14 protein-coding genes are annotated in these 15664 nt (G+C 48.8%); 6 read left to right on the top strand and 8 right to left on the bottom strand.

The genetic code is table 11. The features are described 5' to 3' along the window. Positions 1-91: 91 nt before the first annotated feature. Positions 92-625 (bottom strand): SprT family zinc-dependent metalloprotease, encoded by a 534-nt coding sequence (locus tag RSC70_RS16835; protein WP_332543041.1) that lies wholly within the window; start codon positions 623-625, stop codon positions 92-94. Positions 626-1117: 492 nt separating this feature from the next. On the opposite strand from RSC70_RS16835, the gene cadB reads away from it, so the two are divergent. Together cadB and cadA are read left to right on the top strand one after the other, a co-directional pair. Beyond that, entirely contained in the window at positions 1118-2446 is a 1329-nt protein-coding gene (cadB, locus tag RSC70_RS16830; RefSeq protein WP_025798689.1) for a cadaverine/lysine antiporter, read from the top strand. Between the two features lie 105 nt (positions 2447-2551). Further along, a complete protein-coding gene (gene cadA, locus RSC70_RS16825; RefSeq protein WP_063585940.1) occupies positions 2552-4771 on the top strand; it encodes a lysine decarboxylase in 2220 nt (739 codons plus the stop codon). A gap of 160 nt (positions 4772-4931) precedes the next feature. Here the strand turns inward: cadA and RSC70_RS16820 are convergent, their stop codons facing one another. From RSC70_RS16820 to RSC70_RS16810, 3 genes are all read right to left on the bottom strand, one after another. Further along, positions 4932-5090, bottom strand: a complete 159-nt coding sequence (locus tag RSC70_RS16820) for a Hok/Gef family protein (protein ID WP_332543040.1) — start codon at positions 5088-5090, stop codon at positions 4932-4934. A gap of 267 nt (positions 5091-5357) precedes the next feature. Next, positions 5358-6518: a glutathionylspermidine synthase family protein gene (locus RSC70_RS16815; protein WP_332543039.1), complete on the bottom strand. Its 1161-nt coding sequence runs from the start codon at positions 6516-6518 to the stop codon at positions 5358-5360. Positions 6519-6520: 2 nt separating this feature from the next. Further along, the gene (locus RSC70_RS16810) at positions 6521-7204 is read right to left on the bottom strand and encodes a DUF1190 family protein (protein WP_040046348.1); all 684 of its coding nucleotides are present in this window, start codon (positions 7202-7204) and stop codon (positions 6521-6523) included. Positions 7205-7709: 505 nt separating this feature from the next. Between RSC70_RS16810 and RSC70_RS16805 the strand changes: the two genes are divergently transcribed. The 4 genes from RSC70_RS16805 (at position 7710) to dhaM (ending at position 12105) form a co-directional block, all read left to right on the top strand. Then, on the top strand, positions 7710-8810 hold the full coding sequence (locus RSC70_RS16805) for a glycerol dehydrogenase (protein ID WP_025798680.1): 1101 nt from the start codon (positions 7710-7712) through the stop codon (positions 8808-8810). A 99-nt stretch (positions 8811-8909) separates the two neighbouring features. After that, the gene (gene dhaK, locus RSC70_RS16800) at positions 8910-9980 is read left to right on the top strand and encodes a dihydroxyacetone kinase subunit DhaK (RefSeq protein ID WP_282807396.1); all 1071 of its coding nucleotides are present in this window, start codon (positions 8910-8912) and stop codon (positions 9978-9980) included. Between the two features lies 1 nt (position 9981). Beyond that, the gene (gene dhaL / locus RSC70_RS16795; protein ID WP_063585942.1) at positions 9982-10611 is read left to right on the top strand and encodes a dihydroxyacetone kinase subunit DhaL; all 630 of its coding nucleotides are present in this window, start codon (positions 9982-9984) and stop codon (positions 10609-10611) included. 33 nt (positions 10612-10644) lie between these two features. Continuing rightward, positions 10645-12105, top strand: a complete 1461-nt coding sequence (dhaM, locus tag RSC70_RS16790) for a dihydroxyacetone kinase phosphoryl donor subunit DhaM (protein WP_282807395.1) — start codon at positions 10645-10647, stop codon at positions 12103-12105. Positions 12106-12175: 70 nt separating this feature from the next. On the opposite strand, the gene RSC70_RS16785 is transcribed toward dhaM, so the two are convergent. From RSC70_RS16785 to RSC70_RS16770, 4 genes are all read right to left on the bottom strand, one after another. Further along, positions 12176-12523, bottom strand: a complete 348-nt coding sequence (locus RSC70_RS16785; RefSeq protein WP_025798672.1) for a DUF4156 domain-containing protein — start codon at positions 12521-12523, stop codon at positions 12176-12178. Between the two features lie 184 nt (positions 12524-12707). After that, positions 12708-14351, bottom strand: a complete 1644-nt coding sequence (gene groL, locus RSC70_RS16780; protein ID WP_025798670.1) for a chaperonin GroEL — start codon at positions 14349-14351, stop codon at positions 12708-12710. 60 nt (positions 14352-14411) lie between these two features. Continuing rightward, positions 14412-14705, bottom strand: coding sequence for a co-chaperone GroES (locus tag RSC70_RS16775; protein ID WP_008814807.1), 294 nt, complete (start codon positions 14703-14705; stop codon positions 14412-14414). 233 nt (positions 14706-14938) lie between these two features. Then, positions 14939-15445 carry an FxsA family protein gene (locus tag RSC70_RS16770; RefSeq protein ID WP_025798668.1) on the bottom strand — a complete coding sequence of 169 codons (507 nt, stop codon included), beginning with the start codon at positions 15443-15445 and terminating at the stop codon, positions 14939-14941. Positions 15446-15664: the final 219 nt, after the last annotated feature.

The following is a 15664-nucleotide window of genomic DNA, read 5'->3' as shown; positions in this document are numbered from 1 at the left end:
TAGACAATCCGCCTTAGCCACGCAAACATTGATGGAATTAAATTGTTAATAAATGAGGATTTGAGTGGTTATTAAGCACTTTGGGAAATTTTTAACGTTCAGAAATTGCACCTGGGCTGAAACTTAGTACCTGTCCACACTGGCGACAGCGATATTCTGATTCTTTACGCATCACTTTATTATGGCGGCGCACGGTCAGCTGATGGAGTTGGCAGTCACAACGATAGGGATACGTTTTCCCACTCACCGTCTCTACGCCAAATTTATGTGTTCGACGCGGTTCAATACCGAGCACATGCCCCATCATCCACTGCCATTCACGGCCATGAGGGGCAACTTTACCAAACTGCTTATAGACCAAGAGGTGCGCCAGTTCATGAGGCACAACTTCATCAATGAATTCCTGCCCGTTTTCAAGGAGCAACACGGGATTCAGGCGGATTTCCCAATCTTGCAACCACGCAGTTCCCGCCGTAGTGCCGCGCTGTTGATAGCTAATTTTGGGCTCAGGATATTGTGTTTTTAGCTGTGCGTTAGCCTGCGCTAAGGCATTGCGCAAACACTGCATAACGGCCTGTTGCTGAGCAATCGGGATTCGTCGAGAGATAGGAGAACGTTGTGTCATGCCGATAGGATAATCAGAGAAAGAGTCGCTAGCAACTGCAATTCAAAACCAGCCAAAATTTATTATTTATAACAATATTCCTAATGATATTAATAAATAATTACTCTTTAATTAATCTTTAACACTTTAGTTAGATTAAAGCGGCTTAATTGATAAGGTTAATTTACGAATTTATATAAATTGATATTCATCAGTTAGTTTATTGTTTTTCATAAATTAATCATTTCCATTTACATAACTATTTTTCACATGCCTTTGATAAATAACGTTATTTATCTACCCATAGCCATATTGAATTATTCCACACTTATGCTAGTGATATATATCACATTGAATTTACTTAAAAAAAATAAGTACTCTTAAGGATTAGTGCCACTGCAAAATATGAATTATTACCTATACTTATTTTCGTGGTGAGTATTGCTAAGCAATTGACGCAATAAGATTACGTCTATTGGTCGAGCTTAATAATTATTATGGGAGTGGCAGTTTATGGCATCTGCAAAGAAAATTGGCCTCATTGCCTGCACTGGTGTTGTTGCCGGTAATATGATGGGAAGCGGGATCGCATTGCTCCCCGCTAACCTTGCAAGCTTAGGTTCTATCGCAATTATTGGTTGGGTTGTTGCCCTGATCGGTGCAATTTCATTGGCTTACGTTTATGCCCGACTCGCAACCAAAAACCCGCAAGAAGGTGGTCCTATCGCCTACGCGGGTGAAATCGGGCCTGCCTTCGGTTTCCAAACCGGGGTGCTCTATTACCATGCTAACTGGATTGGTAACCTCGCTATCGGCATTACCGCCGTTTCTTACCTTTCTACCTTTTTCCCGATGTTTAACAACCCAATACCGGCGGGAATCGCCTGTATCGCCATTGTTTGGATCTTTACCTTCGTCAATATGCTCGGCGGTGCTTGGGTCAGCCGCTTAACTACCATTGGCTTAGTGTTAGTGCTTATTCCCGTTATTGGTACTGGTGTTGCAGGTTGGTATTGGTTTGATATGGGAACCTATCAGGCGAACTGGAATACTTCAGGAGGCACCGATTATCACGCCGTCATTAAAAGTATTCTGCTATGTCTGTGGGCCTTTATCGGCGTTGAATCTGCCGCGGTAAGTACCGGTATGGTGGAAAATCCAAAACGTAACGTGCCTATCGCTACCATGTTAGGGACGTTCCTTGCCGGTATCGTTTATATCGCCGCAACTCAGGTTATTGCCGGTATGTATCCAGCTTCACAAATGGCGGCATCAGGCGCACCGTTTGCGATCAGTGCTTCCACCATGGTGGGTAGTTGGGCAGGGCCAGTAGTATCTGCATTTACCGCGTTCGCCTGTTTAACGTCTTTAGGCTCATGGATGATGTTGGTCGGCCAAGCTGGTGCTCGCGCCGCACATGACGGCAACTTCCCGAAAGTTTACGGTGAAATGGATAAAGACGGCATTCCAAGAAAAGGCCTGTTCTTAGCCGCGATTAAAATGACGGTGTTGATGGTACTGATTACGGTGATGAACGCCAGCGGCGGTAAAGCATCGGATCTGTTCGGTGAGTTGACGGGGATTGCCGTGCTGCTAACCATGCTGCCGTACTTCTACTCTTGTATCGACCTGATCCGTTTTGACGGTGCAAACCTGAAAAACATTCTTAGCTTGATCGCTTCCGTACTGGGCTGCGTATTCTGCTTTATCGCCCTGATGGGTGCCAACTCCTTCGAATTGGCGGGAACCTTCATTATCAGCCTGATCATCCTGATGTTCTACTCTCGTAAGATGGGTAGAAACCAAGAGAAGTTAACCACGCCGACGGATAGTCAGTCTTAATCCACTCAGTCATTAACTCGAAAGTTGTTAACAGCACACAGCACAGAGGATGAATTTCCGCCTCTGTGCTAATAACCCAGCCCACAGAAGTCTGGAGAGTTTTGCATGAATATCATTGCCATCATGAACGATTTAAGCGCTTATTTTAAGGAAGAACCCCTGCGCGAGCTGCATCAAGAGTTGGAAAAGGAAGGCTTCCGCATTGCTTATCCTAAAGACCGCAACGATTTACTGAAACTGATTGAAAACAACTCCCGTCTGTGTGGCGTCATTTTCGACTGGGATAAATATAACCTCGAACTTAGCGCTGAAATCAGCGAGCTCAATAAACTGCTACCGATTTATGCCTTCGCCAACACTTATTCAACGTTAGACGTCAACATGAGCGACCTGCGTCTTAATGTTCGTTTCTTTGAATATGCATTAGGCAGCGCACAAGACATTGCCACCAAGATCCGCCAGAGCACCGACCAGTATATTGATACCATTCTTCCACCGCTGACCAAGGCGCTGTTCAAATACGTCAAAGAAGAGAAATACACGTTCTGTACGCCGGGACATATGGGCGGAACAGCGTTCGATAAAAGCCCTGTCGGTAGCCTGTTCTATGATTTCTTTGGTGAAAATACCATGCGTTCGGATATCTCCATTTCCGTATCTGAACTCGGTTCGCTGCTCGATCATAGCGGCCCACATCGTGACGCCGAAGAGTATATTGCACGCACGTTTAACGCCGATCGCAGCTATATCGTAACCAACGGGACATCCACAGCGAATAAAATTGTCGGGATGTATTCATCTCCTGCCGGTGCCACTATTCTGATAGACCGTAACTGCCATAAATCATTGACCCATTTAATGATGATGAGCAACGTGGTTCCCGTCTATCTGCGCCCAACCCGTAACGCCTACGGCATTTTAGGCGGGATACCGCAAAGCGAATTCACCCGCGCTAGCATCGAAGAGAAAGTGAAAAATACGCCAAATGCCACATGGCCCGTACATGCGGTAGTCACTAACTCCACCTATGACGGTCTGTTCTACAACACCGAATACATCAAAAAAACGCTCGATGTTAAGTCGATTCACTTCGATTCGGCATGGGTGCCTTACACCAATTTCCATCCGATTTACCAAGGCAAAGCAGGGATGAGCGGTGAACGTGTGCCGGGCAAAATCATCTACGAGACTCAGTCGACCCACAAACTGCTGGCGGCATTCTCTCAGGCATCAATGATCCACGTGAAAGGTGAGATCAACGAAGAAACCTTCAATGAAGCCTATATGATGCATACCTCAACATCACCGCATTACGGGATCGTGGCATCGACGGAAACCGCGGCGGCTATGATGAAGGGCAACGCCGGTAAGCGTTTAATTAACGGTTCAATTGAACGAGCGATCCGCTTCCGTAAAGAGATCCGCCGCTTACGTACAGAATCTGATGGCTGGTTCTTTGACGTATGGCAGCCGGATAACATTGACGAGGTTGCTTGCTGGCCGCTCAATCCACGTAATGAATGGCATGGATTCCCGAACATCGACAACGATCATATGTATCTTGACCCGATCAAAGTCACTCTCTTGACTCCAGGTTTAAGTCCAAATGGCACTCTGGAAGAGGAAGGGATACCAGCGTCGATCGTGTCGAAATACCTAGACGAGCACGGCATCATCGTGGAAAAAACCGGGCCGTATAACCTGCTCTTCCTGTTTAGTATCGGGATCGATAAAACCAAAGCGCTTAGCTTGTTAAGAGCATTAACCGATTTCAAACGCGTGTATGACCTCAATCTGCGCGTAAAAAACGTGTTGCCATCGCTCTACAACGAGGCGCCTGATTTCTATAAAGAGATGCGAATTCAGGAGTTGGCTCAGGGGATTCATGCTCTGGTGAAACACCACAATCTACCAGACCTGATGTATCGCGCATTCGAGGTATTACCAAAGTTGGTAATGACGCCTCACGATGCGTTCCAAGAAGAAGTGCGTGGCAACATTGAGCCATGTGCCTTGGATGATATGTTAGGGAAAGTCAGCGCCAACATGATCCTGCCGTATCCTCCGGGTGTTCCGGTGGTTATGCCGGGAGAAATGCTCACCAAGGAGAGCCGCCCTGTTCTGAGCTTCTTGCAGATGCTATGTGAAATTGGCGCACACTATCCGGGCTTTGAAACGGATATTCACGGTGTTCATCGTGATGGTGCAACAGGTAAATACATGGTCGTGGTGCTCAAACAAGGCGCAGATGAACCGGGTGATAAACCGAGTGATACGGTGAAGAAAGCGCCGGGTAAAAAACCATCAGCGGCGAAGAAGTCATAACGGCGAGAAGTTACAGATAACGCTTATCCCCTGAGTGATGGGTTCTTGTCATGATGGGGATAAAGCGGGTGCCTGAGAGCCAACCATGCATGAAAACAATTTGAGAAGACTGGGATAGCGACATGTTATCCCGGTCTGATTTTGCCGTAATATATTGCCGTTACAACGCGTGCTTATCTTCGTAGTTTAAGAACGCGGCAACCTCTGTTTTTCCCTGCTTAATTCGTAGCTCACACAGCGAACCACGTACCATCCAGGTAAAGATCAATAGCGTAAAACACATCACTATTAATCCGTAAAGCAACAGCTTATGCGACATCAAAGCCTCCAATTGCATTGCTGCATTGAAGAGGCTATCCTCACATTGTTCAGATGTGGTTAGGATTGCCTCAGGTTAATGAAAATTGACCTGGGGCTTTTACTTTCTACCTCACCACACATTTCATGCTTCAGGCAAAAAGCCTCAAGCACCCGCCGTGATTCTATCCAAACAATACTTATCTATTGCGCGTATATTGCCGTTACATCAGAGTTACGCGAATAACTGCAAAACGCTTCGCAGATATCACGCAGCAGGTAGCCAAACTCAGTCCATAATCACATGCGGATAGTAACGCGACAGATCTTGCGTGATCAGGCTGCGATCTTCACGAATGCCCATCCCCGCCGGCTGATCGTTCACCAGCCAACTACCGATCAGCACATAGCTGTCGCCAAACTTTGGTAACGGATGGAACTGCTGAATGATCATCCCTTCTTCACCGTAAGGACCATCAACGCTTGCCACTTCTTTACCGTTTTCTACGATGCGAATATTCGCGCCTTCGCGAGAAAATAACGGTTTAACCACGTAATGATCGAGCTCTGGCTGGTTACCATCGGCAAAGTAGGCTGGCAGCAAGTTGGGATGATTAGGGAACATCTCCCACAGCATCGGCAGCAACGCTTTGTTAGAAATAATGCTTTTCCATGCGGGTTCTAACCAACGCACGCCGGCATCTTCTAGCTTGGTGGAGAAAATCTCACGCAGCATGAACTCCCACGGATACAGTTTGAACAGGTTGCTAATCACCTGATCCTGCGTATCCGTGAACTGGCCGCGCTCACCCAAGCCAATGTCTTCAATAAACACAAACTCGGTGGCTAATCCTGCTTCATGCGCACAATCTTGCAGATACTGAACGGTACCGCGATCTTCCTCGGTATCCTGACAGCACGCCATATGCAGCAAACCGAAACCGTGCGCTTCTCTCAGCTCGGTAAAGCGTTCGATAAGCTTCTCTTGCAGGCTATTAAACTGGTCTGCATCCTGCGGAAGTTTTCCGGCAGCGATTTGATCTTCAAGCCAAATCCATTGGAAGAACGCCGATTCATACAGCGACGTCGGAGTATCTGCGTTATTTTCCAACAGCTTAGCGGGATTCACACCGTCATAGGCCAAATCCAAACGTGAATACAGAGAAGGCTGCTGAGTGCGCCAAGAGCTACGAACAAACTCCCAAACGTGTTTTGGGATTTGGAATTTCGTCATCAGCTCATCGCTGGCGATAACCTTCTCAACCACCTTCAAACACATCTGATGCAGTTCAGCCGTGGTCTCTTCTAGCTCTTCAACCTGTGCCATGCTGAACTGATAAAAAGCATCTTCACACCAGTAAGGTTCGCCATACATGGTATGAAATTGGAAACCGTATTCGGTGGCTTTTTCGCGCCAGTCTGGGCGCTCACTAATAAGTACACGTTTCATGCTTAGCCACCCATGCTGCGGGTGCCGGATTTGCTTCCGGTCGCGGCATTGCTACGCTGCATGGTGCTTTGTTTAGCCACGCTCTCACCAAAGCCACCGCGGGTTACGGTTGAGGTGGTTGCAGGTTTTGGCGTCATCGCCGTTTTCGGTACATTCATGGTGCGGCCACCTGCGGTTGCAGGGCCGTAGCTTTTACCGGTCGCATCCACAAATTTACCATTGGCTGGGCTTGCCGCCGATTTAGAGCTAAACAGTGGCTGTTGGTTGTATGCACCACCACCCATCATTCGGCCCATCATGTAACCTGCCATCAAAGGCATCCAGAAACTGCCGCTCTGCTGAGGCTGAGCCTGCGCTTCACCATTAGTGCCCGGAGCCATACCGGCCTGAGCTGGAGCTTGAGTACATTGGCCTTCGCCAAACTCGGCGATACAGTCTTCACGCGACGCATATTTCGGCGCGGTTTTTTCCGCTTCTTTCAATGCATTCTGATATGACTCTTTGCACTGAGCGCTCATTGAAGGATTCGCGTTGCTACAGTCGTCTGCGTTTTGATACAGAGATACGGTTTCATCCGTTTTCTCACAGCCTGCCAGCATGAACACGGCGCTTACGGCAATAGCCACTGGCGCAAAACGCCAGCTTTTGCGGAAAGCATCGCGGTTAATATTCTTGGTCCGTTTCATTGGTGAATTTCCTCTTATTTCACAGGCTTGCTTAGGTTATAACCCAATTAGTTGGAGCGGCGTCAAAGCGGCAAATCCCGACGAACTTACACCAGTAAGTCATTCGGATGAGCGAAAGCAACCAACGCAGAAGCAGCTTCAAATAAGAAGGGTATACAAAAATTGTGCCTATGTGTCCCAGATACCCGTTAGCATAGGTTAAAGCTGCTTAAATTTAAAGCGTAACAGCCTATTCATACGGTGATTTACACAGCCAGAAAGAGGAATGTGCGATAGGTCTCTCTTTCACCTCTTCACGCTCTTTTAGCGTTTCGCTTTGAAACAAACAGACTGCCATATCGTTTCAAAATGGAACGTAAACCCGCTTTGTTTTTTGTCTTTTTTTTCGCCGTATAGTCATCTACAGAGAAATAACAGCACCAATAAATGTCCCGCTTCCGAAATTTGGAAGTTATGCGCTTAGGTTTTAATCCAATTGCTTAGTGATTTATTGAGGAGCTTTATTATGTTGAAAGTCATCCAGTCTCCATCCAAATACATTCAAGGTGCCAACGCACTGCAATCTATCGGTCAGTACGCAAAAATGTTAGCCAATAACTACTTTGTTATTGCTGATGATTTTGTGATGAAACTTGCGGGCGATACCGTCGGCAGCAGCTTAAAACAGCACGATGTTGAAGGCCACTTCGCCCTGTTTGGCGGCGAATGTAGCCATAAAGAAATCAATCGCCTGATTGAAGAACTGAAAAAACACGGCTGCAAAGGTGTGATTGGTATCGGCGGTGGGAAAACGCTAGATACCGCCAAAGCCATCGCGTTTTATCAAAAACTGCCTGTTCTGGTTGTGCCAACCATCGCCTCTACCGATGCGCCAACCAGCGCCCTTTCCGTCATCTATAGTGAAGAAGGCGAGTTTGAAGAGTATCTGATGTATCCAACCAACCCAGATATGGTTGTGATGGACACCGCCATCATTGCCAAAGCACCGGTGCGCTTACTGGTTGCGGGTATGGGTGACGCTCTCTCTACCTATTTCGAAGCTCAAGCCTGTTACGACGCACACGCTGTCAGCATGGCTGGCGGTGAATCAACGCTCGCTGCGGTGACATTGGCTCGCCTATGCTACGAAACTCTGCTTGAAGAAGGCTACAAAGCGAAGCTGGCCGTTGAGGCTGGAGTTGCGACCACCGCCGTAGAACGCATCGTTGAAGCCAACACTTACCTGAGCGGCATTGGCTTTGAAAGCTCCGGTTTGGCAGCGGCCCATGCAATCCATAACGGCTTCACCGTTTTGGAAGAGTGCCACCACCTGTATCACGGTGAAAAAGTCGCTTTCGGTACTTTGACTCAGCTCGTGCTGCAAAACAGCAGCAGTGAGCAAATCGAAACCGTGCTCGATTTCTGCTTACAGGTCGGTCTGCCTGTCACGCTCAAAGAAATGGGCGTTAAGGCCGACGATAAGTTAGAAGAAAAAATCATGGCGGTAGCCAAAGCGAGCTGTGCTGAGGGCGAAACTATCCACAACATGCCGTTCAAAGTCACTCCAGAACAGGTGTTCGCCGCCATCTTGGCCGCCGACCGTTTGGGTCAGGCGTGGTTGAAATAAACCGTAGATACTTTTAGTCGCCCCCAACCTCCTGTTTCTTAAAAACGAGGGAGGTTGGGATAAGGCACATCAAACACGGATCTCACCGGAGCCTTTTTAATGAAAAAGCTAATCAACCAAGTCGAAACCGTATTACACGAACAAATTCTCGGATTAGTTGAAGCTCATCCTGAATTAACGCTGCACCAAGAACCGGTATTCGTCACCCGCGCCGACGCCCCCGTGACTGGCAAAGTCGGTATCCTTTCCGGCGGTGGCAGCGGCCATGAGCCTATGCATTGCGGTTTTATCGGCAAAGGTATGCTCGACGGCGCGTGTCCGGGCGAGATTTTCACATCGCCAACGCCGGATCAGATGTATGAATGCGGCCAAGCCATCGACGGTGGTAAAGGCGTGCTGATGATCATCAAAAACTACACCGGCGACGTTTTAAATTTTGAAACCGCAGCAGAACTGCTGCATGACAGCGGCACTCAGGTCGGCACAATTTTGGTCGATGACGATGTGGCAGTAAAAGACAGTTTATACACCGCAGGCCGCCGCGGCGTTGCCAATACGGTGCTGATTGAAAAGCTGCTTGGCGCAGCCGCTGCACGCGGTGACTCGCTCGATCAGCTCGTCGAACTAGGGCATAAGCTCAACAACGAAGGCCATTCGATTGGCATCGCGCTTCAGGCCTGTACCGTTCCTGCGGCAGGAAAACCTTCCTTCACCCTGCCCGATAACGTGATGGAATTTGGCGTGGGTATCCACGGTGAACCTGGCATTGAACGCCGTGAATTTACCACGCTCGATCAAACCGTTGATGAGATGTTTGCCACGCTGCTCGCCCATGGAAAATATCAGCGTACGCTGCGTTCTTGGGATCGTAATGCAGGTGAATGGAAAGAACAAACGCAATCCAAGCAGCCGCTGCAAAAGGGCGATCGCGTCATCGCTTTGGTGAATAATCTCGGCGCAACGCCGCTTTCCGAACTCTATGGCGTTTATCATCGCCTTCAGCATTGCTGCGCAGAATTAGGCCTCACTATCGAGCGTAAATTAATCGGATCTTACTGCACCTCACTCGATATGCAGGGTATCTCAATCACGCTGCTGAAAGTTGACCAAGAAACGCTGTCTCTTTGGGATGCACCCGTCAATACACCGGCTTTACGTTGGGGAATGTAATATGTCACTGACTAAACAACAGATCGTTAACTGGCTTATGCGCTGCGGCGAAGTCTTTGCCGAACAGAAAGATTTTCTCACCCAGCTCGATACCGAAATCGGTGACGCCGACCACGGTCTAAACATGAACCGAGGCTTTAATAAAGTCGTCGAAAAGCTGCCTTCATTCGCCGATAAAGACATCGGTTTCATCCTGAAGAATACAGGCATGACGCTACTTTCCAGCGTAGGAGGAGCCAGCGGCCCGCTCTTCGGCACCTTCTTTATCCGTGCATCGCAAAGCACCGCTGCCAAACAAAGCCTGTCACTTATCGAACTCACTCAAATGCTGAAAGAAGGCGTGGAAGGCGTAGTTAGCCGCGGCAAAGCAGAGCCGAATGACAAAACCATGTGTGACGTTTGGTGGCCTGTCGTGGCGTCGCTCGAAGCCTCGAGCCAAAAAGATCTGCCGGTGCCACAGGCGCTAGATTTGGCAGTCGAAGCTGCTCGCCAAGGATTGGAAAGCACCATCACCATGCAGGCTCGTAAAGGCCGTGCCAGCTATTTGGGCGAGCGTAGTATTGGCCATCAAGATCCGGGCGCAACTTCTGCGTGGTTGATGATGCAAACCTTAGCAGCCGTCACCCACTAGTTGGCGTTTCGTTCAATGCACTAGGAATAAATTATGGTCAACATCGTTGTAGTATCTCACAGCGCAAAACTGGCTGATGGCGTAGCAGAACTCGCCGCCCAAATGATCCAGAACGGCTGCCGCTTAGCTGTTGCCGCTGGGGTGGACGATCCCGATCATCCGATAGGCACTGACGCGATTAAAGTCATGCAGGCGATCGAAGAGGTGTTCGATCCCTCTGGCGTGTTGATCATGATGGATCTCGGCAGCGCATTACTCAGCGCTGAAACGGCGCTGGAACTGCTTGATCCTGAAATGAGCGCGCGTGTTAAAGCCTGTTCCGCCCCCCTCGTCGAAGGCACGTTGGCCGCGGTCGTTGCCGCGTCGGCGGGCGCTTCACTGAAAGCTGTCGAACGCGAAGCGCAATCGGCACTTCAGGCCAAAAAAGCCCAGCTCGGTGAACAAGAGCCTACTCATGCGGCAGCGACTAATCAGGCTGCTCCGCTATCTTGCGACGAACAGGGCGTCAATTGGAACGTGTTAAATCCAAATGGATTACACGTTCGCCCCGCAGCGAAGCTCGCTAACGCCTTAGCCTCTTTTGATGCCGAACTGGTGCTGTATAAGATCGATGATGTAAAAGGGAACCGCCATGCCGATCCTCGCAGCCTTAACCAACTGGCGTTATTACAGGTGCGGAAAGGCGATGAGATCCGCCTAGTCGCCAAGGGCACGCAGGCAAAAGAAGCATTGGCAGCGTTTCAACAGCTGGCGCAGACAAACTTCGGCGAAATAATTACATCCGATATCAGCGGCGGTCTAACGCTGCAAGGCAAATCAGTGATGGATACGCAGGTTAGCGCGCCCGCATTTGTCCTGCCCACGCAGGATATCGATGTATCCGATCGCTCAATCTTATCGGATCGCGTGGAGATCGAGCAGCAACGTTTACGTCAGGCCATTGCTAAAACTTTGCAGGATCTCAACCGTCTTGCGGATCGCACTAATCAGCTGCTCGGCAAACAGCACGCGGGGATCTTCGGCGCGCACAGCATGCTCATCGACGATCCCGACTTACAAAACTCGGCCTTTAATCGCATTGCGAGCCAGCTTTACAGCGCCGAAACAGCTTGGCAGACTGAGCTAACCGAGATGGCGGATGCATACCGAGAATTGGATGACGAATACCTGCAAGCGCGTGAATTAGACATTCGGGATATCTTGCAGCGCACGTTGCTCCATCTGGCGGGCGAAACTCAGGAAATACAGAATCCGAGCGTACCTTCCATTTTATTAGCGCGTGAACTGATGCCTTCAGATGCCATTATGCTCGACCGCCGCTTGGTTCTGGGCATCGTGCTGACCCAAGGCAACGCCCTGTCCCATGCCGCTATTTTAGCGAATGCTATGGGTATTCCGATGATTGTTGGCGTGGGCGATAGCTTGAAACAAGCGCAGGAAGGACAAAAAATAACCCTGAATGCAGCACGCGGGGAAGTGATTTTAGGTTGTTAGTTTTACTTTTCAGCCAATAAAAAAACCGAAGTATTTATCTTCGGTTTTTTTGTGTTTCAATACCCATCGATCAATTAGGGCATTTATACACTTGGCCGCTCATCTTGCTGTCTAGCGGTGCAAAGCTAGACCAGAAGTTCTCGCTTGGGCTCACTGCGCCGTAGATAACGTTGCCACCCATGGCTGCGGCTTTATTACGTAAATCATTTGCTGCGCCGCGCATAGAGCTAGACTCGCCGCCCTGACCAGACATCCAGTTGCTTTGAGAGCCCGTTACTTCGCCCAACAGCTGGCATTCAGTGCCTGGCTTGGTATCGGTGAATTTAATTTGCTGACCTGCGGTGTCCAGCTGCGTCGTCGAGCTACAGCCAGCCAACAGCATCACTGCCGTCAGGCCCAATAAACCTTTAATCCGCATCTTCTTCCCCATTGATGTGTAGAAAGTCACGTCCGAATATTACCAGAATCAGGAAATTACGCTTATAAAAAAACAAAACCCCCGCCGAAGCGAGGGTTTTATTTAGAACGTTAGGATGGCTATGCCATAACCCGTGTCACTGATTGCCGATTCAAAAACTCAACGACCTCAGCGACAAAGGAAATTACATCATGCCGCCCATGCCGCCCATTCCGCCCATACCACCAGCGGCACCCATATCTGCTTTATCATCACGCAGATCGGTAACCATACATTCGGTAGTAATCATCAGGCCAGCGATAGACGCTGCGTACTGCAGAGCAGAACGAGTTACTTTGGTTGGATCCAAGATACCCATTTCGATCATATCGCCGTACTCTTCAGAGTAAGCGTTATAACCGTAGCTGCCTTCGCCTGCTTTCACGTTGTTGGCGATAACAGAGGCTTCTTCACCGGCGTTGATAACGATCTGACGCAGAGGAGCTTCCATTGCGCGCAGCGCAACTTTGATACCCACGTTCTGGTCTTCGTTAGCGCCTTTCAGGCCAGCGATTTTGCCAGCAACACGGATCAGGGCAACACCACCACCAGCAACCACGCCTTCTTCTACCGCTGCGCGAGTTGCGTGCAGGGCGTCTTCTACGCGTGCTTTCTTCTCTTTCATTTCAACTTCGGTAGCAGCACCGACTTTGATTACTGCAACGCCGCCAGCCAGTTTAGCTACGCGCTCTTGCAGTTTTTCACGGTCGTAGTCAGAAGTTGCATCTTCGATCTGCTTACGGATCTGACCAACACGGCCCTGAATCGCAGCTTCGTCACCGATACCATCGATGATGATAGTGGTGTCTTTGTTGATAACGATACGTTTAGCCTGACCCAGATCTTCCAGAGTTGCTTTTTCCAGCTCCATACCGATTTCTTCAGAAATTACGGTACCGCCAGTCAGCGTTGCGATGTCTTGCAGCATAGCTTTACGACGATCGCCGAAGCCTGGAGCTTTAACCGCAGCCACTTTCACGATGCCACGCATGGTGTTAACCACCAGCGTTGCCAACGCTTCGCCTTCAACGTCTTCAGCGATAATCAGCAGTGGTTTGCCTGCTTTAGCAACGGCTTCCAGCACTGGCAGCATTTCGCGGATGTTGGAGATTTTTTTGTCAGCCAGCAGGATGAACGGGCTTTCCAGTTCGATAGAACCAGTTTCTGGCTTGTTGATGAAGTATGGAGACAGGTAGCCACGATCGAACTGCATACCTTCAACCACGTCCAGCTCGTCTTGCAGACCGGTGCCTTCTTCAACGGTAATAACGCCTTCTTTGCCAACTTTTTCCATCGCTTCAGCGATCAGTTTACCCACGGTTTCGTCGGAGTTAGCAGAGATAGTACCTACCTGAGCGATTGCAGTGGAATCAGAGCAAGGCACAGACAGTTTTTTCAGTTCTTCAACTGCAGCAATAACAGCTTTGTCGATACCGCGTTTCAGATCCATTGGGTTCATGCCAGCAGCAACGGCTTTCAGACCTTCGTTAACGATAGCCTGAGCCAGTACGGTTGCAGTGGTAGTACCGTCACCTGCAGCGTCGTTCGCTTTAGAGGCAACTTCTTTAACCATCTGCGCACCCATGTTTTCGAACTTGTCTTCCAGTTCGATTTCACGAGCAACAGACACGCCATCTTTAGTGATGGTCGGCGCACCGAAAGATTTATCCAGAACGACGTTACGGCCTTTAGGGCCCAGGGTCACTTTCACTGCGTCTGCCAGTACGTTCACGCCGCGAAGCATTTTCACACGTGCGTCGCTACCAAATTTTACGTCTTTAGCTGCCATTGTTCTTTCCTTTAAACTTATTCAGTTAAGAAGATTATGCGTTGTCAAAAGAAGCGATTATTACGCTTCGACTACAGCCAGGATGTCGCTTTCGGACATGATCAACACTTCTTCATTGTCGATCTTCTCTGCTTTCACGCCGTAACCATCGTTGAAAATAACGATGTCGCCAACTTTAACGTCCAGCGGCTTCACTTCGCCATTTTCCAAAATGCGACCTTTACCGACAGCGACGATTTCGCCACGGGTAGATTTACCTGCAGCGGAGCCGGTCAGAACGATGCCGCCAGCTGATTTGGACTCGACTTCTTTACGCTTGACGATTACACGGTCATGCAATGGGCGAATATTCATTGATAGCTCTCCTTTGAGAAGGTCCATATCGTTTAGGGTTGAACGCCGAAGCCAGAGGAACACCCTCCGCTCTCGGACTCGTGGTTACCAGATTGGGGCAACCAACAACCCCTTCAAGGGGGGATAAGTAAAAAATTTGTGTTTTTCTTCAACCTCTGCGAGGCAGAGCCAATAAAAGAAAAGGCGCGGCCGAAATGTGCCACGCCTTTGCTAAGAATGAAACACTAATACGCTTATTTGTCGTCTTTGTATCTATCGTCTTTATGATCGAGACGATTATCTAGCGGCGGACGGTTCTCGTCTTTGCGTTCAAACTCACCGTCAAAGGTGTTCCCACCTTGAGATCCACCAAAATCACCGCCACCGAAACTACCGCCAGAGCGAGAAAAACTAAAATACGGTAATAGTTTGAGCGTTAGATGTTTTTGCACCGGAGGCAAAATTAGCAGCAGGCCTAAAAAGTCGGTGAAAAAGCCAGGCAGGATGAGCAAAAAACCCGCCATAACCAGCGAAACGCTTTTCACCATTTCTGCGGCTGGACTTTCCCCCATCGCCATCTTCTGCTGCATCTGCATCAGCGTTTTCATTCCCTGATGACGAACGAGCGAAGCCCCGAGGCAAGAAGTCAGGACTACGAGCAACAATGTCAGGGCAACCCCAAGCACTGCGGCGACCTTAATAAAAATAGATATTTCTATATAAACAAACAGAAATACCAACATGAGCGGTAACCAGCGCAACATCCTTCTCCTAAATTGCAGTGCTTTCTAATGATAAGTATTGCATTAAAGAACAACTGAGATAGTTAAAATTTAACAGCATATATATCTAAAAACAGTCTATATATGACAAGTGGTGGCATTTTATACGTTTTCAACCCTATAACTCTTGTGGGTTATTTTCTTTATCTGTGAGAGTAATCACAGATATGTAAACACCTGAAACTTGAAGCGCCATAT

Origin of the sequence: Hafnia sp., assembly GCF_036648275.1 — a bacterium.
GTDB lineage: Bacteria > Pseudomonadota > Gammaproteobacteria > Enterobacterales > Enterobacteriaceae > Hafnia > Hafnia alvei.
The sequence above is the reverse complement of the archived record's forward strand: the minus strand, read 5'-3'. Positions and strand labels throughout refer to the sequence as shown.

Bases quoted from the DNA above. Each gene is read 5' to 3' on its own strand.
- RSC70_RS16835 (WP_332543041.1), bottom strand. From the start codon at position 625: ATGACACAACGTTCTCCTATCTCTCGACGAATCCCGATTGCTCAGCAA.
- cadB (WP_025798689.1), top strand. From the start codon at position 1,118: ATGGCATCTGCAAAGAAAATTGGCCTCATTGCCTGCACTGGTGTTGTT.
- cadA (WP_063585940.1), top strand. From the start codon at position 2,552: ATGAATATCATTGCCATCATGAACGATTTAAGCGCTTATTTTAAGGAA.
- RSC70_RS16820 (WP_332543040.1), bottom strand. From the start codon at position 5,090: ATGTCGCATAAGCTGTTGCTTTACGGATTAATAGTGATGTGTTTTACG.
- RSC70_RS16815 (WP_332543039.1), bottom strand. From the start codon at position 6,518: ATGAAACGTGTACTTATTAGTGAGCGCCCAGACTGGCGCGAAAAAGCC.
- RSC70_RS16810 (WP_040046348.1), bottom strand. From the start codon at position 7,204: ATGAAACGGACCAAGAATATTAACCGCGATGCTTTCCGCAAAAGCTGG.
- RSC70_RS16805 (WP_025798680.1), top strand. From the start codon at position 7,710: ATGTTGAAAGTCATCCAGTCTCCATCCAAATACATTCAAGGTGCCAAC.
- dhaK (WP_282807396.1), top strand. From the start codon at position 8,910: ATGAAAAAGCTAATCAACCAAGTCGAAACCGTATTACACGAACAAATT.
- dhaL (WP_063585942.1), top strand. From the start codon at position 9,982: ATGTCACTGACTAAACAACAGATCGTTAACTGGCTTATGCGCTGCGGC.
- dhaM (WP_282807395.1), top strand. From the start codon at position 10,645: ATGGTCAACATCGTTGTAGTATCTCACAGCGCAAAACTGGCTGATGGC.
- RSC70_RS16785 (WP_025798672.1), bottom strand. From the start codon at position 12,523: ATGCGGATTAAAGGTTTATTGGGCCTGACGGCAGTGATGCTGTTGGCT.
- groL (WP_025798670.1), bottom strand. From the start codon at position 14,351: ATGGCAGCTAAAGACGTAAAATTTGGTAGCGACGCACGTGTGAAAATG.
- RSC70_RS16775 (WP_008814807.1), bottom strand. From the start codon at position 14,705: ATGAATATTCGCCCATTGCATGACCGTGTAATCGTCAAGCGTAAAGAA.